Genomic DNA, 19359 nt, shown 5'->3' on the forward strand with positions numbered 1-19359 from the left:
GGCCCCTAGCGTCTACCTGCCTTTCTCTTGCGGAGCGCAAGCGCTCCAGCCCCGATGCCGATCGCTCCCGCCGAGACCATGAGCACGGGGATCATCTTCAGCGCGAAGCCCATAAGCTCATCGCCGGTTTTTCCCAGACCCTTGCCCCTTGTGGTGCTGCCGCCCGAATTGACGATGGGCTGCGCGCCTTCGTCGACGTTCACGATGGCGTGGGCGATGCGCGCATCTTCAAGGCTGGGCGAGGTGAGCACCGCCCTGTTCGAGAACTTCGTTCCCGCCAGCGCTTCGTCGGCGATGTCTGCGGCGAAGGTAATCGTTGCGGTGCTTCCCTTTTCGAGCGTCCCGATGAACGCGGAAAACGTGTTGCCATCGCTTTCGAGGGCGGCATCGACCGGTTTTCCGTCGATTGCGACGTGGATGCTGTCGAAGTCGATAGGGGCCCCGCCGGGCATCTTCGTGTCCGCGACCAGCACGCTCTCGACCGTGCCGCCGACTGCCGTCGCCTCGATGGTGAAGCCGATCCGCTCGCCAATGGCTGCACTCTCCCTGTCGACGCTCTTCACGAGCTCGATGTCGACCTTGGAGGCAGGCCGCTCGATGACGGCAACGCGCGCTGTGCTGTGCGGCCTATCGCTTAACGTGGGCGACTCGATCGTCGCGGTGTTTTCGACGGTCGATCCGGCAAGGGATCCCTCTTCGATAAGGGCCTCATATTCGACGGAAACGTTCGACCCTGCGCTCACCTTGCCGAGTTTCAAGGCGAACGATTGGGTGTCCCTGCTTGCGAAGTCAGGTTCGATCCGCTTGCCGTCTACAGTTGCTACGAACGTGGCGTAGTCGATGGCGACCCCTTCGGGCATCCCCTCGTCCACGAGCAGCGCATCTTCGAGGTCTGTCTCGCCGACCTCGACCGATAGGGCGTAGGAAACCGTCTCTCCTGCAAAAACGGATTCTGCCGATGCCGTCTTCTCGATGCTTGCTGTGCCTGCGGGCGCGACGATGTCCACTACTGCTTGCGCAGTACGCTCGCCTCCGAGGGTGGGCGAGGTGAGCGTCGCGCCGTTCACCACCTTGTGCCCAACAAGGCCCTCATCAGCGACGTTCGCCTTGAACGACACCACGGCAACATCGTCTTTCCCCATCGTGCCGAGCTCGATTGCGAACGAGTCCCCTTTCTGGTGCACGACGGGTTCCTCCACGGTCTTTCCATTCACGGTAACGCTCAGGCTGGTGAAGTCGACTTCGATGCCCGAGGGGAGGCCGCTGTCGGTTATCACGGCGTCGCGCAGGGTCCCGTTGGTCGCGCGAGCCGTGATCGTGTACGTAAACGTGTCTCCCACCTGCGCGGTTTCCGCGCTCGCCTCCTTCTCAAGCGAGGCGTCCGCTAAAGGTTCGCCCACTTCGACGTCGTTTGCGGCGCTCGCTGTGGCAGCATCGCTTGCTTTGGCTTGCGCGCGGTTGACGACATGCTCGGATGCGACGGGGAGTTTTGCCGAGTATGCCACCGTGAGGGCCTCGCCGTCGTGCAAATCGATGCCCGGTTGGAGGGAGAAACCGAAGACAGTGCCGTCCTCGTTTTTCTCCAGCGTGACGTCAGGGTTGTCGAGGGTCGTTCCGTCGGGTCCGGTTACCAAGATGGACGAGGCGTCGATCGAGGCGAGCTCGTCGCTTTCGAAGCGGTCGGCGAAGATAACGTTGTGCGCGGTCGAGCCCTCGCGGGTTTGGGCGACGGTGACGGTGTAGTGGGCGACATCCCCCGCCTCGTAGCGCGGCTTGTCGGAGGTCTTCGAGACCTGGAGCTGCGCATCCTTCACCGTAATCGACGCGTCGCCGCTTGTTTGCGTGTTGGGTTCGTCGGTTGCGGCAATCGCTATGTTGCCGACGGTCGATCCCGCGAGCGCGGCGTCGGCGATGGCGACGGTGTAGTCGACGAACACGGCCGTCTCGCCTTCCTCGCCAAGGGGGTTTGTCCCTTGCTCGGCCTTCTCGCCGAAGCGATAGAATGTGCGCTCGGGCGAGTTGCTGGTGAGATTGCGATTCGTCTCTATCGTGAAAGAGGGCTTCTCCCCGTCGGTGCTGATCACGCAGCTGTCGGTGATGTCGTTGCCCTCGGAATCCCAAACTTTGATGCTGTCTCGCTGCAATTCAACTCCCTTCGCTTGCAAAAGGTCGGAAACGACCAGGTTGCGCCCGATTGTCCCCGGCGTGTTATTCGTCACCTTCACGCGGAAGTTCACAAGGTCGCCAATGCTGCAGGTGCTCTGCGATGCAGTCTTCTCCACCTGCAAAGTTGGCTGGTTCAGCCAGGTCAACGCACTGTCGTGCGCGTCGGTCGCATTGTCGGCGCTCACGGTTGCCGTGTTCTCAATTTCCCACCCCGTGATGGAGTCCTCGGGGTAGCACGTGCAGGTAATGGTGACGGGCATATTTGCGGGAAGGTGGCTTATGGTTGTTGCGAATCCGGTCCCCGCAGGCTTTGTCGAGCAGGTGACTTCCCGCTGCTCAAGCTGGCTGGGTGCCGACCCTTCGGCTCCTACCGGATAGGAAATGCTTTCAGGGACTCCCGAGACGTCGACCGCGAGCTCGCCTGTGTCTGTCCGTCCGATCTTGAGTCCCTCGGGAAGGCTCTCGTCGCTTACGATTACGTTGTTCGCAACAGTGCACTCCTTCGTGTTCTCGACGACTATCGTGTATACGACTGCTCCCGCATCTTGCTCGGATGCCCCGATGAAGTGCTCGTAGCGATCGACGGTCTTCTCGATGGAGAGGGTCGCCGTGTTCGTCCAAATCTCGGCAGAATCGGACGCTTCCTCGCAGTTGTTCGCGCGGGCTGTGGCGATGTTCACTTGCTCGGTGCCATTGCCCGCTTGGGTGGCGATGGCCGCGAAGCTTACGGTGAGCGCGTCCCCGTAGTTGAACTTGTCAAGCGAGCAGCTCCAACGGTTGCCCTCGACGCTCGGGGTGGGGAGGCTTTCAAGCCCTGTGACCTGCACCGTTTCGGGGATAAGCTCAAGCCCTTCGGGAAGGCTGTCGAAGAAGACGGCCTCGCGGCACTGGGCGTTTTTCTCGCTTTGCGCGAAGGAAGCGGTGAAGCGGACCACCTCGCCTACCTCGTATTCGTAGGCGTCTGCGGTTTTGTCGACGGTGAGCCTCGGCGGGACGAGAGTCGTCTCGACGCTGTTGCTCGGATAGGTTCCCCTGTCATTGACGCGGGCGTAGGCGCTGTTCGACACGGAGAGCGCGCCGTCGGCGGGGTACTCGATGAGCTCAGCTTTGAACTCGAAACGGTACGTCTCGCCCTGCATGCGCATGGAATGCTGCAGATAGCTTTGCGAGAACACGAACCTCACGGCGTTGTCGCCCTCGCCTCCTTGGCCTGCATAGACCACTTCACCCGCGTTCTCGATCAGCTGTCCCTCGCTGTCGGTGAGATAGCCGCTCCCGTCGACGTAGCGCATCTCGCGGGGAAGCACGTCGACAATCTCGAGGTTGGTGTAGGAGTAGCCGTTTCGGCAGGTCACGCCACGCTCGTGCACGGGAACCTCGACGGTGTAGGCAACCACGTCGCCGATTGAGATCCCTTCGGTCTTGTCGGCAGTTTTGCGCACATCGAGCTTGCCGTCTTCGACGATGTCGTCGTTGGGGTTCGGTGCGGTGAGAAACTCGTTCGTCATGGCGAAAAACGATTGCGCTGTCGAGTTCGAGCCCCTCCAAGACGACATGAACGAGAGCTTAACGGGCGTTCCCTTCTGCGATTCGGTGGTGTCGAAATACGCTCCCACCAGGCCGAGCTTGTAGAGTGGGTCGTTCGGGTCGGCGCTGATGGCGCCGTGCTCGTCCTCGACGCCGCCGCATGGGTATTCGGGCGAGGTGATGATGCTTTGTTCCTCGTCGATGGACAGGAAGTCGTTTTTGTCGACGACCTGCGCGAGCGAGACGGCGCCCCCGAAGCCGAACTTCTGCCCCACATCCAGATCGATGCAGGTCATATGCCCTTTAGCCTCGAAGGGATCGTCGGTTCCCGCGTAGAAGAACTCGACGCTCACCTCAAGGTCGGTCAAGCCCACCGTGTAGAAATTCAGGTTCTCGATGAGCGATCCCGTGCGCTGGTAGCCGCTGTTCACGAACACGCCAGGCTGGAAGGTGTCGTAATCGGCCCGCTCCTCGTATTCGTCCCAGCCGGAAGCGCCGTTCGACATGACGGGCTCCACATAATTCCAGTTGGAAAGCGTGACAACGGCATCGACCTTGTCGTTGCCATAGCTTGCGCCGGTGTAGCGAAGCGCGAAGCTGCCCTTCGGTGTCGTGCGGTCGATGCGTGCCGCGAACCCGGAATCGTCGGGTGAGGCCAGCTCGTCGTAGTCCCGAGGATAGTACTGCTTGATATTCGGTTCGCTCGTGAATCCACGCACGATCTCGACGTCGGTAAAGCTAATGCCCCAGTTGAACCCTTCTGGCGTGAACGAGTCCTCGGGGATGTACTCGATGGGAATCTTGCTCGCCGCCTGCGCGACCCCAGGCGTGCAAAGCGCAGCGCCGGGGGCGAGCCCGATTGCGAGGGCGAGTGCCAGAGCGATGTTGATTGCCTTATGTTTTGCCTGTTCAATCGGCTGAGGAAGCCTCCTTGCGCTAGCCATAGGGGCCTCCTTGCGTGCCGAGTTCGAAAAGTTGGCTATTCATGGTGCTCCTTTCTCGCGAAATGCGCTCACTGCGCCGGGGAGTCTGAGCATAACGTCGCGTTCTGGCGGCGAGGACGCACCAACCTTGCCGTTTCATCGCGCGTTATCTGCACGGAGGTCCCCGAAAGTCGGTGGGAAATCCCTACAAACTCGGCTGAAACTGCACCGCGATTCGAATATCTCCAACGCAAATTCGACGCGCATTCCCGAAAACCTGGCGAAAACCTGGCAGAAAGTCGGCAACGGTTCGGCAACAAAAGCCGCACAGGGGGTGTAGGTTTTCTGGGCTGGGCGCATCGGTCGGCGCGGCTTTCCTATAATGGGCGCTGAACGTGTTATTCGGTGACTCGCTTTCGCCCGCCTTGGATGCGAGGAGCTTGCTGCCCCGTACCCCTTCAAGCCTTCCGAGGAGTCGCTTGCATGGATATTGTCCTTATGATTCTGTACGTCTCGATCCTGCTCGGCTTCCTCGTGTTCATCCACGAGGGCGGGCATTATCTGGCATCCCGCGCGTTTGGCGTGCGCGTGACCGAGTTCATGATCGGCTTTCCCGGGCCTGGCATCGGCTTCACCAAATGGGGCACGAAGTTCGGCGTGACCTGCGTTCCCCTTGGTGGCTACGCGAAGGTGTGCGGGATGGAGCCGGGCGAGATGAGCCCCCATCTGGAAAGCGTGCTTGCGGCGATATACCGGCGCGGGACGGCAAACATGGAGGATATCGCGCAAGATTGCGGCATCTCCAACGACGACGCCCTCGCCGCCCTCGATGAGTTGGTGGAGTGGGGAAGCATCAAGGGTCCTACGAAAAAGGACAAGTTTAACACCTACCGCGCGATGGCCACCCGTCCCACCAAGGGGCAGGTCAAGCGCGCCGAGGCGGCGGGGCAGCCGGTTCCTCTCGCCTATGAGCTGGGACAACCGCGCCTGGTCGACGACCCCCACGCCCTCTTCGAAAGCGAATACAACCAGCAGTACCGAAGCCTTCCCTTCTGGAAGCGCACCATAATCCTCCTTGCGGGAATCGCCGTGAACCTGTTGTTCGCCGTTCTAGTCTTCGTGGTGGTGTACTCCATCGTGGGCGTCGATATGACGAACTCGCAAACGGGCGAGGTCTCGCACATCACCATGTCGCCTTTGCGCTCGGTGGAAGTCGGCTTCGCCTACATCGGCGCGGTGGTCCAGATGGTGGTAAGCCTGTTCAATCCGCAAACGGCGGCCGATGTCGTGTCGAACTCGACGTCGGTAGTCGGCATCGCTGTCATGTCGAAAACCTACGCTGAGGCGGGGCTTCTCGAATTCGTCTTCTTCATGGCGATGCTCTCGGTTTCGCTCGGCATCATGAACCTGCTGCCGATCCCGCCCCTCGACGGCGGCCGCTTCATCATCGAGATCTTCCAGAAGCTCACGCGCAAGAACGTGTCGACGCGCGCCCTGAGCTATATGAGCGCGGCGGGAATGATTCTCTTTCTGGGGTTCTTTGCCATCATGGTCAACCAGGACGTGCAGCGTTTCGTCTTCGGCAACTGGGGTTAGTCCGCGCGCCGCTCGCCCAAATGCTTGCCCGTGCGCCGCAGGGAAACTATCTTTCTTGCTAGGCTCTAGGGGAAAGAGAGAGACGGGCGAAAGGACGGCGAGGTGGCGAGCGAGGCTCCAATCGGCGTGATATTCGACTGTGACGGCACGCTTCTTGACAGCATGGGCGTGTGGCGCGAGATGGAAAGCGAGTTCGCGCATCGGGCGGGCGGCGAGCTTTCGCCAGCCGACAAAGACCTGCTGACGACGATGACCACGCCCGAGGCGGGCGAGTTCTTCCACACGAAATTCGGACTGGGCGCATCCCCCCAAGAGGTCGTGCGCATGGTAGGCGAGTACATGATGGAGTTCTACTCGACCCGCGCGACGGCGCGCCCGGGTGCGCTCGCGTTCGTCCGCGCCCTGTTCGATCGCGGCATCAGGCTGTCGGTGGCCTCTTCCTCCCCGATGCCGTATTTGCTGGCAGGGCTTTCCCATACAGGGTTCCTTCCGATGCTCGACGCGGTAGTTTCCGTCGATGACGTGGGGAAACCGAAGCGCGAACCCGCGGTGTACGACCGCGCGCGCTCGCTTATGGGCACCGAGCTTTCCCATACCTGGGGTGTGGAAGACGCGCTATACGCGGTCGGCACGCTCAAGCGGGCGGGGTACCATACGCTGGCGGTGTACGACTGCGATATGTCAGGAACTTACGCAGCGCTTTCCTCTTCTGCCGAGCGTGCGGTGCGCGATTTCCGCGACCTCGACCCTGACGAGTTCATCGAATTTGCCCGAATGGTTTCCATGCCGTAGGAAAACACGCGACTCCATTCCCTATAATGGACGGCAGTGTTCATAAGGCGGGTAGCGTTCGAAAAGGGAGCATCATGGCGCATGGGGAAAGGGAAGAGATGGTCGTGGCCGAAGGCGGCGCGATCGATGCCGCATGCGATCCGAAACCGAAGATGCCCCTGCTGCTGAAGGTGTTCGGCGTGCTGTGCATCGTGGGCGGGGCGGTCTCCATTCCGAGCGGTGTGCTTGCAGTTGTCGTCATCGTGCAGTTTTTGCGGTCGGGCGGCCTTGCCGAGGAGGCGCTCACGCCCCTTGCTGTGACGGTGGTTCTCGTTGCTGCTCAAGCGGCTATGTTGGTGCTGTTCATCCTGCTGGGCGTGCGTCTTCTCCGCAACAAAAGGCGCTATGCCGCACTGACCGCCGAGGTCCTCATGGCGCTCGCGGCGGTGGCGTTCATCTGCAACATCATGCTCAGCGGCACCGATGTCCATATCGTGCCGACGCTGGTCATCCTCGTGCTTTTGTTCTTCGTGTCAGGCTACGTCGACCCGTCGCTTTCCGAGGAGCGCGAGCTGCAGCGCAAGCTCCGCGACATGGAGACGCGCGACCAGGCAGAAGAGGGAACGCTCGGTCTGGACTCGACGGGGCGCGGCTATATTGCGCTCAACTTCTTCAACGTGTTCTGGATTTTCGTGGTCTGCAGCGTGTTAGGCCTGGTCATCGAAGTAGTGTATCACTTCGTCATCGTCGTTCCCGGCGAGTATCAAGATCGCGCGGGCATGCTGTTCGGGCCGTTCTCGCCCATCTACGGCGTGGGCGCGGTGCTCATGACCATGGCGCTCAACCGCTTCCACGACAAGCCGGTGCCCGTGATCTTTTTGGTGAGCGCTGTGATTGGCGGCGCGTTCGAGTTCTTCGTCAGCTGGTTCATGGAAACCGCATTCGGCGCTGTGGCCTGGGATTATACGGGCACGTTCCTCTCGATCGATGGACGCACGAACGGCATGTTCATGGCGATGTGGGGCATGCTGGGCGTGCTGTGGATAAAGGCGCTCCTGCCGAAGATGCTCGACGTGGTGAACTTGATCCCCTGGAAGCTGCGCTATACCGTGACCGCAGTCGCCACGGCGCTCATGCTCGTGAACGCCATCATGACGCTGCAATCGCTTGATTGCTGGTACGGGCGGCTGTCGGGGCATGTTCCCGAAACGCCCATCGAACAGTTCTACGCCACGTATTTCGACAACGACTTCATGGCGAACCGGTTCGAGAGCATGACCATCAATCCCGACAGCGCGACGCGCGGGTCAGGGGCGCCGCCGGACAGCGCTCTCGGCTAGGGGCTATTCGGTCGCGCGCTGAGACGGCGCGGCTTCGGGTCGGTCCAGTTGTCTTTGCAAGAAAAAGGCCGCTGCGGCACGGGAAGTGCTCAAGCGGCCTTTTTATGGTGCGGTTTGTGAATGGGCGTAGTTTGCGATTGGGAATTTCTACGCCCAAGGGTCGCGCTCGAACAGGGGGTTTGTCTCCCGTCGGTCGGAATAGGGGTCGTAGCCGTCGTCGTCTTCGCTCTCGGCGCGGATGCAGGGATCGCGATGCGCAGGGGCATGCTTGCGCGCTGCCTCGGCAAGAAGCTCCTCGGCGGTTTTTCGCGTCTTGCCCTGCTCGTCTTCCGAAGCGCTATTCGCCATCTGCTGCCTCCTCGTGTCCAATCGCGTCGATTTCATACGGCGTCGTTTGGTACACATAGTAGTTCAGCCAGTTGGTGTAGAGCAACTGCGCGTGCGCGCGCCAGGTCGATTCCGCAGGCTGCGCGGGGTCGTCGTTGGGGTAGTAATGCTTGGGCAGCGGCGCGTTCGGATGGGTCTTCGAGTCGCGCTCGTATTCCACATTCAGGGTTTCGCGGTCGTATTCGGGGTGGCCGAACACGAAGAAATTGCGGCTGTCCGTGCTTTTCGCCATGTAGACGCCGGCCTCGTCCGACTCGGCGATGATTTCCAGATTGGGGTTTGCCTCGATGTCCTCGGCTCGTACGTTGGTGTAGCGCGAATGCGGCGCTCGGAAGCGGTCGTCGAACCCGCGCACCCAGGGGGAAGACGGCTTCACGACGCGGTGTTCGAATACGCCGGTCGTCTTCTCGTCGAGCTCGTACTTCTCGACGCCGTAGCGATAGAAGATGCCCGCCTGGGCTCCCCAGCAGATATGCAGGGTGGAGTGGACGTTCGTCTTCGACCAATCCATGATGCGCGTGAGCTCTTCCCAGTAATCAACGTCGTGGAAATCGAGCAGCTCGACGGGCGCTCCCGTGATGATGAGGCCGTCGAAGTGCTCGTCTTTCACGTCGTCGAAGGAGACGTAGAACGTTTCCAGGTGCTCTTCGGAGACGTTTTTCGCGACGTGGCTCTTCGTGCGGAGGAGCTCCACCTCGATCTGCAACGGCGTGTTCGAGAGCTTTCGCAGGATCTGTGTCTCGGTGGTAATCTTGGTGGGCATGAGGTTTAAGAGCAGCACGCGCAAGGGACGGATATCCTGGTGCAGCGCGCGGTGTTCGGTCATGACGAAGATGTTCTCTTTTTCGAGTTGCGCGGTTGCCGGCAGCGAATCGGGAATCTTGATAGGCATGGCGCATCCTTTCGTCTGGTAGAAACTTCCTCGCTATCCTAGCAAAAAATCAGTTCACCCAATTATATGAAGCGGCGATAACACATTATCGCGGAAATCGAGAAAGCGGATGGTGCAAGGCGCTTTTTCATATTCCCGATTTCCGAAGACTTTCTGCAGATGGCCATGAATAAGATGATTCTGGCTTGACTTCCCCTCGCCAAGCCAGGTAGACTGCAAAAGTTCGCTTTCAAAAGCCCCGTGAAAGCAGTAAAGGCAGAAGCGATATGCCAACGGAGTCCAGGCCTGAGGTATGCGCGTCGGCGTAGGAAACCGACATCTGGCTGACCTGCACTTTTGAAAACAAACACCCGCTTGCGGTAACACGCAAGCGCCCCTTGGAAGGGCCCTTCGGCTCGTTCAAGGAACAGAGTATCTATTGGAGGAAGCAAGTGAAGACGTATCATGCGAAGCCCGGCGAAGTCGAGCGCGAATGGCTTCTGATCGACGCAACCGATCAGGTTCTCGGCCGCGTGGCCACCAAGGCCGCACAGATTCTCAAGGGCAAGCACAAGCCGCAGTACACCCCGCATGTTGATACGGGCGACTTCGTGATCATCATCAACGCGGACAAGATTCGCGTTACCGGCACGAAGGCTGCAGCGAAAGAGTATTACCGCCACAGTGGTTTTCCCGGTGGTCTCAAGTCCGAAACCTTCACCGAAGCCATGGAGAAGCATCCTGAGCGCGTGATCGAGCATGCTGTTAAGGGCATGCTGCCGAAGAACACGCTGGGTCGTGCCCAGGGCATGAAGTTGAAGGTGTACGCTGGCCCTGAGCATCCTCATATGGCTCAGAAGCCCCGCGAGATCAAGATGGAGGGTTAATCATGGCAGGTGAAGCTCTGTATTACGGCACTGGCCGTCGTAAGAACGCCGTTGCTCGCGTGCGCCTCGTCCCGGGCACGGGCAAGGTGACCATCAATGGTCGCGAGGGTGCTGAGTACTTTGGCCGCGAGGCTCTTCTCGATTACGCGAAGACCCCGTTCAAGGTGACCGACACCATGGATCACTTCGACGTGATCGCTCGCATCAACGGTGGCGGCATCTCGGGTCAGGCCGGCGCTCTGCGTCACGGCATCTCCCGCGCTCTGCTTGACGCCGGCGACTATCGCGCCGAGCTCAAGAAGGCTGGCTACCTCACCCGCGACTCTCGTGTGGTCGAGCGTAAGAAGTACGGCCTGAAGAAGGCTCGTAAGCGTCCGCAGTTCTCGAAGCGCTAGTTTCTTCTGGAACATACACGGTTGCAAACCCCGTCGTTCATTCGAGCGGCGGGGTTTCTTTTTTGTTGCTGTGAGGCGGGGGCGTGGTTGGGGTTGGCGCTGTTGGCTGCCTCTTGTTTATAGCGCTCCTTGGAAAGAAGAGGCCCTGCAGCAAATGGGGGGCTGCAGGGCCGATTTGGGGGTGCGTTGAAAACGCGAGTCAACGATAGAACATAGATAATGTTACTAGTCAATATTCAATTCGAAAAAATTTTGACTTGCGGTTGAAAAAATTTAGTGAGTGGCCAAAAAAGTATTCAAATATGGTTGCGTTAGGCTACTAATAACGGTATTCTGAATGCGTTTTTTAGGGGAGCGGTTGCGGTGAAAAGGGGCACGGCGGCCATCAATTGGGAAAGGGGAATCTCAATGAATGCAGCACTCGACAAGATTATGGAGGCTCGCAAGTACGACGGTGTTGTCGTGAAGAACCAAAAAGCACCACAGCCTTTAGGAAACCTGACGACTGCAGAGCATGACAAAGCGCGCGCTGGCTTGTTCCCGGCGCTCGTTGGCTCGGGCAAGTAGCGTTCTTCCTTTAGTAGCGAAGAGGCCTGATCGGTTGCAGGGGGCAGCTGATCAGGCCTTTCTCGTTTTGCGCTTCTTTTAAGTCCCCATGAAATCTTGCTGTGCGCGGGTGGCTCCCTCTTTTGCGGGTCTGCTTCCTGCTCCGCTTTCGGCTCTTCAGCCCCGATTCCAATTGTCTCGATCCGAAATCGATCCTTGTCGTTTAACGGCTGCTCATCGGTAGAGCCTCCGACACATCTCGACGGCTACGGCAAGTGCTTCTATGTCCTCGCAGGTGGTATGCACGGCGAAGCTTGCTCGCCCGGTGCCCACCATGCCCGTCGATGCAGCAAGCGGCATGGCGCAATGCCCGCCCGATCGTATGGCGACGCCCATCATGCCGCACGCGCTGCCGATTTGCGCGGGCGCGGTGTTCGCAAGCGAGAACGACACGAGCCCTCCCGCGCCGTCCAGCTGCGTGTGGTCTCCCCAGATGGTGAGGCCTTCCACCCCATGGAGCGCGTGGACGGCGAACGGGGTCATGGCTTCGGCGTGCTCGAGCACGTGCTCCATGCCCAGCTTCTCCATGTACTCGATGGCGCCCGCCCAGCCGACTGCCTGCGCGATCGGAGGCGTTCCCACCTCGTATTGGATGGCCCCCTGGCGAAGGTAGTAGGAATCGACGGACGCATGCGAGATCGTGCCGCCGCCGATGGCTACGGGGTCCATCTCGTCGAATGCGTCTTTCCCGATGAATAGGCCGCCGATGCCGAGCGGTCCGTACATCTTGTGGGCGGAGAAAGCGGCGAAGTCGCAGCCGATTTCCTTTACGTTGAAGGGCAGATGGGGGAACGATTGCGCGGCGTCGAGCATGAATCGGGCGCCGGCCTGATGTGCCATGCGTGCCATGTTTGCCACGGGGTTCACGATGCCGAGAACGTTCGACACGTGGGCGACGCATACGAGTTTGGGGTGATGGTCAAGGAGGCGCTCGTATTCCCCAAGGTCAAGTCTGCCGTCGGGAAGCAGGGGAATGAAGTCGAGCGCGGCATTCCTGCGGCGCGCCAAAAGGAGCCACGGCAGAAGGTCGGAGTGGTGCTCGGAAAGCGCGACGACGATATGGTCGCCTTCGCTCACGTTGAAATCGCCCCACGAGTGCGCCACCAGATTGCATGACGCGGAAGCGTTCATGGTGTAGACGGTCTGGCGGCGCTCGGCGCCAATGAAGTCCTCAAGCACTTTTCGTGCGTTGTTGAGGGAGCCTGTTGCCTTTGCGGAAAGCTCGTAGCCGCCGCGGTAGACGTTCGCGTTCTCGTGCTCGTTGAAGTTCGCCTCCGCCTGAAGCGCGCGGAAGCAACGCTGCGTCGTAGCGGCGGAGTCCAAGTAGGCGAGTGTGTTTTTCTGCTTGCGATCGTTGAGCAGCGGGAAGTCCTCGCGGTTGCGCCATGCCCAGGCGTCCGCCCAGGTGAGCTTGGCTTGCTCGTCATGGGGAAGCTGGTTGCGCCAGGCATCCATGCGCGAGACGACTTCGCGCGCGATTTCAATGAGCTCCTCGTCGGCGGGCGAGCGCTTGGGGACGTCTTTCTGTGAGGTTGGGGAAGCCTTGGGGGCCTCCAGCCGCTCAGACAGTCCTCGCTGCGCTGCGGAACTCGCTTTGTGGAGGCCCCCAAGGCTTCCTTCCAGTTGGGAGCCCTCCTGCCGTTCTGGCAGTCCTCGCTGCACCGAAGGGCTCACCTGGCGGAGGCTCCCGAAAGCTCCTTCGGCCCGCAGGTCGATCCCGCCCATCTTTTTTCGCGCAATCTGCACCGCTTCGCGCGCGGAAAGCGTGCGGCCCTTCTCGAAGGCAGTCAGCTTTTCGGGCACGATGGCGTTCGCCGCGAGCGTTTCCTCCCCGAAGACTACGTCTTTCAGCGCGATGCGCGGCAGCGGGCGATCGATGCCGTTAGGGCCGGGCTTGCACAGCCCGCTTGCGTCGAGGTTCTCCAAGAAACAGCGCGAGATGAGCATCGGCGTCCGGCGATACCACTGGATCCACGATGCGACGACGTCGAGCGTGGGGTCGTCGCGGAATGTGCGGCAAACTTCAAGAAGATGAGCGGGCGTGATGCGAACTTGATCGCATCCGATCAGCATGACGGAATCGGCGTCGGGGTTGTCCTCGAGTGCGCGCATCGCGTAATCGAGCACGCCTTTGGGCGTGTCGTACAAGGTGAACCCGCAGGCGTCTAGGGTGGCCCGATACGCCGCATCGGCGTCGAAGGGGATGAATTCGACTTCCCTGCCCGATTGGTGGGGCGCGTTCTCGTCTCCATGCGTGGCTCCGTCGTCGTGCGCATTCTCGTTGTCGCGCGCGCCGTTGTCGATATCGCAATGCGCGTCGCCTCTGTTCCTGGCGGCGGCGATGTCGCCCGAGACCACCTCCTCAAGCGCCCGGCGCTCCTCGGGCACGCCTCCCGCAAGTACGTAGACGCGCGCGAACCTCGCCTCAAGCGCACGTGCCGCGGCAATTGCCGTTACCGTCGTGCCCTCGAATCGTTGCAAGGGGCGGGGCGTCTTCTTCTCGCCGTTTTTGGGATCCTCGCATATCACGGTTTTTTCGTTTTCGCTTTCGAAGGCGACCTTCAGCGACGTTGTCCCGAAATTGGTCGCGAGCACGAGGGCGATGGTTTTCCCACATGCGCGTGCGAGCTCGGCCTCCTCGGGGATGGGGCGCTCCACGGGCCCCTGCTTGGGCTGATGCTCATTACGGCGTAGGTAGTTCGCTGACATAGGGTCTCCTTCGTCTGCCTGCCTCATGCTTTGCTTGAAGCGACGGATCGATTCCGTATAGGATACAGCTGATTCTTTCTCTTTGCGCGAACTGTGCGAAAACCGATGCTTCGAGGGAATCGTCTTCTCTTGACGCCCGCGCGACCTTGCGACAGCCGTCGCGCACTCGTTCGGAAGGTGACGTAACTTCCTCGCGCCCCATCGGGTACAATGAATCCATTATGGCTAGTTCATTCAACCTAAACGCATACGGTGCGATGTTCCGCGTGAAGGCCGCCTATTCTTTCGAGGTAGGCGGTCTTCTCGTGCGTATGTACGCGTTCATGCGCACCATCGGCACCGTGTCCATGCTCACGCTTTCGGGGTATTCCTATTTCATGGCGGGTTTGGTTGCGTCGGTGGTGGCGTTTGCCCTGTTCTTGATATCGCCGCGCGTCTCGAAGCGGATTGACGAGCGCGGTCAGGGCGCAATCGTCTTGCCCGCCACGTGCATCGCATTGCTTGGGTGTGCGATCTTGCTGGTCACCGTGCTGCTCAAACTGCCGATTGCGCTGTGCTTCGTGGGCGCGGTGCTCATGGGCTTTCTTCCCACGCCTCAGGCACTCACGCGTGCCCGCTGGGTCTACCTGGTGAAATCGGGTCGCCTGGGCGATAATGCACCCGAGCTCAAGACCGTCTTCTCCTACGAGGGCGTGATGGACGATATCGTCTTCATGGTGAGTCCCGCGCTTTCCATTGCACTCGCTTCGGGAATCCACCCTATCGCCGGCATGGGATGCGGCTTTATCTGCTGCGTGGTGGGGACGCTGCTGCTTGTGTCATCGAAGGACACCGAGCCGGTGCCAGGTTGGGAAAAGAAGCTTGCGAACCGGGAAGGTGCCGCGCCTTCCGAGCGTGCCGAAAGTGTCGTCTTCGCCGAGCCCGGCGCTGCGGTCGAAGGCTTGGGAAGCGGAAGCGCTCCCGCAGCTGGCCCGGACGTTGTGCGCGATGCCTCCGCGGACGCGGTCGACGATGCTCGCGCGGGCAAGAGGAAGCGCTCCCGCAGCCTGTTCCTCACGAATCCCGTGGTGCGCACGCTGTTCTTCCTGTCGCTTCTGATGGGCTGCTTCTTCGGTATCTTCGACACTGCCACGGTCTCCTTCGCGCAGATCGAGCTTAACGACCCAGTGTTCGCAAGCCTCATCCTCGCCATCGAGTCGCTTGTGTCGACCATCGTCGGGTTCGTGTTTGGCATGATTCTTTTCACCGCACGTCAAAGCAAGAAGATGCTGGCGTTCTCCATCGTAATCGGCCTCGGTTACGGGTCGATGATTTTCGTGAGCTCGTCGTTAAGCCTGCTTGTGGTCATCTTCGTAGCGGCGGGTACGTACGCTCCGTTCGTTATCACGCTGAACGAGACGGCCGAGCGCGCTGTGCCCGAGGCGAACATCACCGAGGCGCTCACGTGGGTGACCTCGGGCAGCATCTGCGGCCTTGCGTTCGGGCCGACGCTCGCCGGCGTCATCATCGACACGTGGGGGTCGTTCGCGTGCTTCGGCGCGGGCGCCTTCGTTGCGCTCGCCATTCCGGTGCTGGCCGTTCTTACCTATCCCATGATGAAGAAGCAGGTGGGGTAGGGGAAGCTGGGCTAACGTTCTCGCCATTTTTTGTCCACGGCGGGTCGTTTCCAGGGAAGAAGGCATTCTTGGCAACGGCACTTTCTTTCATGTATAATGCATGTAAAAAGCATGCGTTTATGAAAGGGGGCTGTCATGCCGGCTTTGCAAGTTCGCGATTTCCCCGAGGATCTGTATGAAAAGCTGAAAGAGGTCGCCGCGAGGGAGCACAGGAGCGTTGCGCAGCAGACCATCGTCGCCGTCGAGGCGATGGTGTCGGGTGAGTGTGCGCACGCGAAGGAAGAGCCTCGCCGTTCGCTCTATCTCGATTTTGACACGGAGGCAAAGCGCGCCGCCCGCATCAAGAAGCGTCAGGAGCTGTTCGAAAGCGCGAAGGCTCATCCTCTGGTTTTGCCCCTCGATGCACAGAGCCCCGTCGATGTCGTCCGCGAAGCGAGGGAAGAGCGAAGTAGGCATATCGGAGAAGTGCTTGACGAAATCATGGAGCGGAGGGTCTCCTATGGTGGTAATTGATGCAAATGCGGCTCTCGAAATGGCTTTCGAAGGCGAGCGCGGTGATGCTCTTAGGGCTCTTCTATTGCAAGGCGAAGAAGCTATTGCTCCGTCTGTTTTTCATTCCGAGGTGTCGAACGCATGCTTCAAGTATGCGGCTTTTGGGTCGATGGGCGAGGAGAAAGCCCAGGTCTTGCTCGATCGGGTGGAGGCCCTCGTCGATTACTTTCATGACGACGCGTCGCTCGCGAAGGAGGCGCTCTCCGAATCGATTCGCTACCGGCATCCCGTATACGACATGTTCTATCTGGTTCTCGCCCGTCGGACGGGTGCGACGCTTTTCACTCTCGACAAAAAGATGTGGGCTCTTGCGCGCGACATGCACGTGAACTGCATCGAGGAGGTGGACCTCAGATCGCTGTCGGTTCTGGTCTGATAAGTCATGCTTTCTCGCGGCATGTGTTCTCCTTGCGTAAGGCTATCCTTAAAAAAGATTGATTGCAGTCTACCAGAACTGCGCCTCATCTTCCCCTGTCTTTGGCGCTCCCGTTGCAACAAAGTGTTCTTTGCCCTGTAAACTGTCCGAAACAATTCGCCGTTAGTTTGATAAGCGTTGGTTAAGGGGGCGTCGCGCGGAACTTCGTGTTATCGTGTCGAGCAAGCGGCCATCAGCCAAAAGCTGCGATGGCACCCCTAAAGTAAACTGCGGTTGTGACCGCCTAATCGGCGTTTGAGACGACCAGTGAAGGAGCGCGGTATATGTCACACGTTTCAGAAATCTACGGATCGATGGTGTTCAACGAGCACACCATGCAGGAGCGTCTGCCTTCCGCAACGTACAAGCAGCTCATGAGGACCATCAAGGACGGCGAGCCGCTCAACCTCGAGGTTGCGAACGTCGTTGCCCATGCGATGAAGGAATGGGCGATCGAAAAGGGAGCCACGCACTACACGCACTGGTTCCAGCCGCTTACCGGCATCACGTCCGAGAAGCATGACGCCTTCCTCGACCCGACGCCCGACGGCCGCGCGATTCAGAGCTTTTCCGGCAAGGAGCTCATTCAGGGCGAACCCGATGCGTCGAGCTTCCCCTCGGGCGGCCTGCGCGCTACCTTCGAGGCCCGCGGCTACACCGCGTGGGATCCGACGAGCTATGCGTTCGTGAAGGACGAGGTGCTGTGCATCCCCACCGCGTTCTGCAGCTATACCGGCGAGGCGCTCGACAAGAAGACGCCGCTTCTGCGTTCCATGGTCGCCATCGATGAGCAGGCGAACCGCGTGCTCAAGCTCTTCGGCGAGGGCCATCAGAAGGTTGTTACCACGGTCGGTGCTGAGCAGGAGTACTTCCTCATCTCCGAGAAGGACTACGCTAAGCGCCTTGACCTTGTGCTGACCGGCCGCACGCTGTTCGGCTATCCGCCGTGCAAGGGCCAGGAACTTGAGGAGCACTATTTCGGCGCCATTCGCCCGACGGTGAACGAGTTTATGAAGGAGCTCGACGACGAGTTGTGGAAGCTCGGCGTTTCCGCGAAGACCAAGCACAACGAGGTCGCGCCTGCGCAGCACGAGCTCGCGCCGATTTTCTCGAACTCGAATCGCGCTATCGACGAGAACCTGCTCACGATGGAGAAGATGAAGCTTCTCGCCAGCCACCACGGCCTTGTCTGCCTGCAGCATGAAAAGCCCTTCGAGGGCATCAACGGCTCGGGCAAGCACAACAACTGGGCGATTTCCGCAGGCAAGAAGAACCTGCTCGATCCAGGCGAGAACCCGATGGAGAACCTACGCTTCCTCGTGTTTCTGACGGGCGTCATCCAGGCGGTCGACGACTACCAGGAGCTCTTGCGCATGTCCGTGGCGTCGGCCGGCAACGACCATCGTCTGGGCGCCAACGAGGCTCCTCCGGCGATCGTGTCCATCTTCCTGGGCGACGAGCTGGGCGCCATCGTGGATGCGCTCATCTCCGACAAGGAGTACACGTCCGCCGAGCGCGTGGCGATGGATCTGGGCGTGGCCGTGCTCCCGAACTTCCTGAAGGACAACACTGACCGCAACCGGACGAGCCCGTTCGCCTTCACCGGCAACAAGTTCGAGTTCCGCATGCCGGGCTCCGCGGTGAACCTCTCCGACGCGAACACCATCTTGAACACGGCCATGGCGAAGAGCCTGAAGGAGTTCGCCGATGCTATGGAGGGCAAGTCCGGCGATGAATTCGAGGCAGCTGCAATCGCCTACATCAAGGATGACCTGCGCAAGCATCAGCGCATCATCTTCAATGGCAACGGCTACTCCGATGAATGGCCGGTGGAAGCCGAGCGCCGCGGCCTGGCGAACCATCCCACGACGGCCGACGCGCTGCCGTGCTTCATCGACCAGAAGAGCATCGATCTGTTCGGTGAGTTCAACGTGCTCTCCGAGGTTGAGGTTCGCTCTCGCTACGAAGTGAAGCTCGAGAAGTACAACAAGCTCCTCAACATCGAGGCGCGCACGATGAAGCGCATGGTCCGTCGCTTCTTCCTGCCCGCGATCAACAGCTTCGCCGCCGACGTGGCGAAGGATATCGCCCAGGTCAAGGCTGCGCTGCCCTCTGCTGACCAGTCGTTCCAGGAGAGGAAGCTCCAAACGGTGGTCGACGGCACGAAGCGCGTGGAAGAGGCGCTCGACGCTCTCAACACCGCGCATCTCGCCAACGTCGAGATCGCCGACCAGCAGGAGCGCGCGAACGACAACGCGCACCATGTCATCCCGCTTATGGACGAGCTTCGAGCTGCAATCGACGCGATGGAGATCGTCGTCGACGACAACCACTGGCCGGTGCCGACCTACAACGAGATTCTGTTCTACTGCTAAAACGCAAGGTCATAGCCGCACGAAAGAGCCCCGAGATATCTCGGGGCTCTTTTTTGCGGTAGTTCATATTTCACTTTAGTATTTTCTTGCGTTCAAACGCAATTGGCATGCGTTCAAATTATAAAGTCGGACCGGACAAAGGCAATTGCGAAAAGTTGAGTCTATCGCACTTAGATTACTTGACATGACGTATCGCGTCGTTACAATGCCTTTTAGCACTCAA

The 19359-nt window shown here is 60.0% G+C and carries 15 protein-coding genes; 11 read left to right on the top strand and 4 right to left on the bottom strand.

What is annotated here, in order from left to right:
• Positions 1-5: 5 nt before the first annotated feature.
• Positions 6-4637, bottom strand: coding sequence for an isopeptide-forming domain-containing fimbrial protein (locus Q0G18_RS00350; RefSeq protein WP_297148402.1), 4632 nt, complete (start codon positions 4635-4637; stop codon positions 6-8).
• 10 nt (positions 4638-4647) lie between these two features.
• Here Q0G18_RS00350 and Q0G18_RS00355 point away from each other — a divergent pair, with 10 nt between their 5' ends.
• The 4 genes from Q0G18_RS00355 to Q0G18_RS00370 all read left to right on the top strand — a co-directional run bounded on the left by Q0G18_RS00355 (position 4648) and on the right by Q0G18_RS00370 (position 8323).
• Complete coding sequence (locus tag Q0G18_RS00355) at positions 4648-4956, top strand: hypothetical protein (protein ID WP_297148405.1); 309 nt, start codon at positions 4648-4650, stop codon at positions 4954-4956.
• 143 nt (positions 4957-5099) lie between these two features.
• A complete protein-coding gene (locus Q0G18_RS00360) occupies positions 5100-6212 on the top strand; it encodes a site-2 protease family protein (RefSeq protein WP_297148406.1) in 1113 nt (370 codons plus the stop codon).
• 102 nt (positions 6213-6314) lie between these two features.
• The gene (locus Q0G18_RS00365) at positions 6315-7004 is read left to right on the top strand and encodes an HAD family phosphatase (RefSeq protein WP_297148409.1); all 690 of its coding nucleotides are present in this window, start codon (positions 6315-6317) and stop codon (positions 7002-7004) included.
• Positions 7005-7102: 98 nt separating this feature from the next.
• Positions 7103-8323: a putative ABC transporter permease gene (locus tag Q0G18_RS00370; RefSeq protein ID WP_297148488.1), complete on the top strand. Its 1221-nt coding sequence runs from the start codon at positions 7103-7105 to the stop codon at positions 8321-8323.
• Between the two features lie 147 nt (positions 8324-8470).
• On the opposite strand, the gene Q0G18_RS00375 is transcribed toward Q0G18_RS00370, so the two are convergent.
• Together Q0G18_RS00375 and metA are read right to left on the bottom strand one after the other, a co-directional pair.
• Positions 8471-8671, bottom strand: a complete 201-nt coding sequence (locus Q0G18_RS00375) for a hypothetical protein (protein ID WP_297148411.1) — start codon at positions 8669-8671, stop codon at positions 8471-8473.
• On the bottom strand, positions 8661-9602 hold the full coding sequence (gene metA, locus Q0G18_RS00380; protein WP_297148413.1) for a homoserine O-succinyltransferase: 942 nt from the start codon (positions 9600-9602) through the stop codon (positions 8661-8663). Before metA ends, Q0G18_RS00375 begins: the two co-directional genes overlap by 11 nt.
• 431 nt (positions 9603-10033) lie before the next feature.
• On the opposite strand from metA, the gene rplM reads away from it, so the two are divergent.
• The 3 genes from rplM (at position 10034) to Q0G18_RS00395 (ending at position 11430) form a co-directional block, all read left to right on the top strand.
• Positions 10034-10468, top strand: coding sequence for a 50S ribosomal protein L13 (rplM, locus tag Q0G18_RS00385; protein ID WP_158049677.1), 435 nt, complete (start codon positions 10034-10036; stop codon positions 10466-10468).
• A gap of 2 nt (positions 10469-10470) precedes the next feature.
• Entirely contained in the window at positions 10471-10863 is a 393-nt protein-coding gene (rpsI, locus tag Q0G18_RS00390; protein WP_158049679.1) for a 30S ribosomal protein S9, read from the top strand.
• A gap of 408 nt (positions 10864-11271) precedes the next feature.
• The gene (locus tag Q0G18_RS00395) at positions 11272-11430 is read left to right on the top strand and encodes a hypothetical protein (protein ID WP_297148417.1); all 159 of its coding nucleotides are present in this window, start codon (positions 11272-11274) and stop codon (positions 11428-11430) included.
• Between the two features lie 213 nt (positions 11431-11643).
• On the opposite strand, the gene Q0G18_RS00400 is transcribed toward Q0G18_RS00395, so the two are convergent.
• A complete protein-coding gene (locus Q0G18_RS00400) occupies positions 11644-14178 on the bottom strand; it encodes an aminotransferase class V-fold PLP-dependent enzyme (RefSeq protein ID WP_297148419.1) in 2535 nt (844 codons plus the stop codon).
• A gap of 221 nt (positions 14179-14399) precedes the next feature.
• On the opposite strand from Q0G18_RS00400, the gene Q0G18_RS00405 reads away from it, so the two are divergent.
• From Q0G18_RS00405 to Q0G18_RS00420, 4 genes are all read left to right on the top strand, one after another.
• On the top strand, positions 14400-15794 hold the full coding sequence (locus Q0G18_RS00405) for an MFS transporter (RefSeq protein ID WP_297148420.1): 1395 nt from the start codon (positions 14400-14402) through the stop codon (positions 15792-15794).
• 135 nt (positions 15795-15929) lie between these two features.
• On the top strand, positions 15930-16307 hold the full coding sequence (locus Q0G18_RS00410) for an argininosuccinate lyase (RefSeq protein ID WP_297148422.1): 378 nt from the start codon (positions 15930-15932) through the stop codon (positions 16305-16307).
• Positions 16294-16722, top strand: a complete 429-nt coding sequence (locus tag Q0G18_RS00415) for a type II toxin-antitoxin system VapC family toxin (protein WP_297148424.1) — start codon at positions 16294-16296, stop codon at positions 16720-16722. Before Q0G18_RS00410 ends, Q0G18_RS00415 begins: the two co-directional genes overlap by 14 nt.
• 323 nt (positions 16723-17045) lie before the next feature.
• Positions 17046-19136, top strand: a complete 2091-nt coding sequence (locus tag Q0G18_RS00420) for a glutamine synthetase III (protein WP_297148426.1) — start codon at positions 17046-17048, stop codon at positions 19134-19136.
• The last annotated feature ends 223 nt before the right edge of the window (positions 19137-19359 follow it).

Source organism: uncultured Ellagibacter sp., from assembly GCF_934636505.1.
Classification (GTDB): Bacteria; Actinomycetota; Coriobacteriia; order Coriobacteriales; family Eggerthellaceae; genus Ellagibacter.

Coding starts and splice junctions, on each gene's coding strand:
- Q0G18_RS00350 (WP_297148402.1), bottom strand. CDS start 4,637: ATGGCTAGCGCAAGGAGGCTTCCTCAGCCGATTGAACAGGCAAAACAT.
- Q0G18_RS00360 (WP_297148406.1), top strand. CDS start 5,100: ATGGATATTGTCCTTATGATTCTGTACGTCTCGATCCTGCTCGGCTTC.
- Q0G18_RS00370 (WP_297148488.1), top strand. CDS start 7,103: ATGGTCGTGGCCGAAGGCGGCGCGATCGATGCCGCATGCGATCCGAAA.
- Q0G18_RS00375 (WP_297148411.1), bottom strand. CDS start 8,671: ATGGCGAATAGCGCTTCGGAAGACGAGCAGGGCAAGACGCGAAAAACC.
- metA (WP_297148413.1), bottom strand. CDS start 9,602: ATGCCTATCAAGATTCCCGATTCGCTGCCGGCAACCGCGCAACTCGAA.
- rpsI (WP_158049679.1), top strand. CDS start 10,471: ATGGCAGGTGAAGCTCTGTATTACGGCACTGGCCGTCGTAAGAACGCC.
- Q0G18_RS00395 (WP_297148417.1), top strand. CDS start 11,272: ATGAATGCAGCACTCGACAAGATTATGGAGGCTCGCAAGTACGACGGT.
- Q0G18_RS00400 (WP_297148419.1), bottom strand. CDS start 14,178: ATGTCAGCGAACTACCTACGCCGTAATGAGCATCAGCCCAAGCAGGGG.
- Q0G18_RS00405 (WP_297148420.1), top strand. CDS start 14,400: ATGGCTAGTTCATTCAACCTAAACGCATACGGTGCGATGTTCCGCGTG.
- Q0G18_RS00410 (WP_297148422.1), top strand. CDS start 15,930: ATGCCGGCTTTGCAAGTTCGCGATTTCCCCGAGGATCTGTATGAAAAG.
- Q0G18_RS00415 (WP_297148424.1), top strand. CDS start 16,294: ATGGTGGTAATTGATGCAAATGCGGCTCTCGAAATGGCTTTCGAAGGC.
- Q0G18_RS00420 (WP_297148426.1), top strand. CDS start 17,046: ATGTCACACGTTTCAGAAATCTACGGATCGATGGTGTTCAACGAGCAC.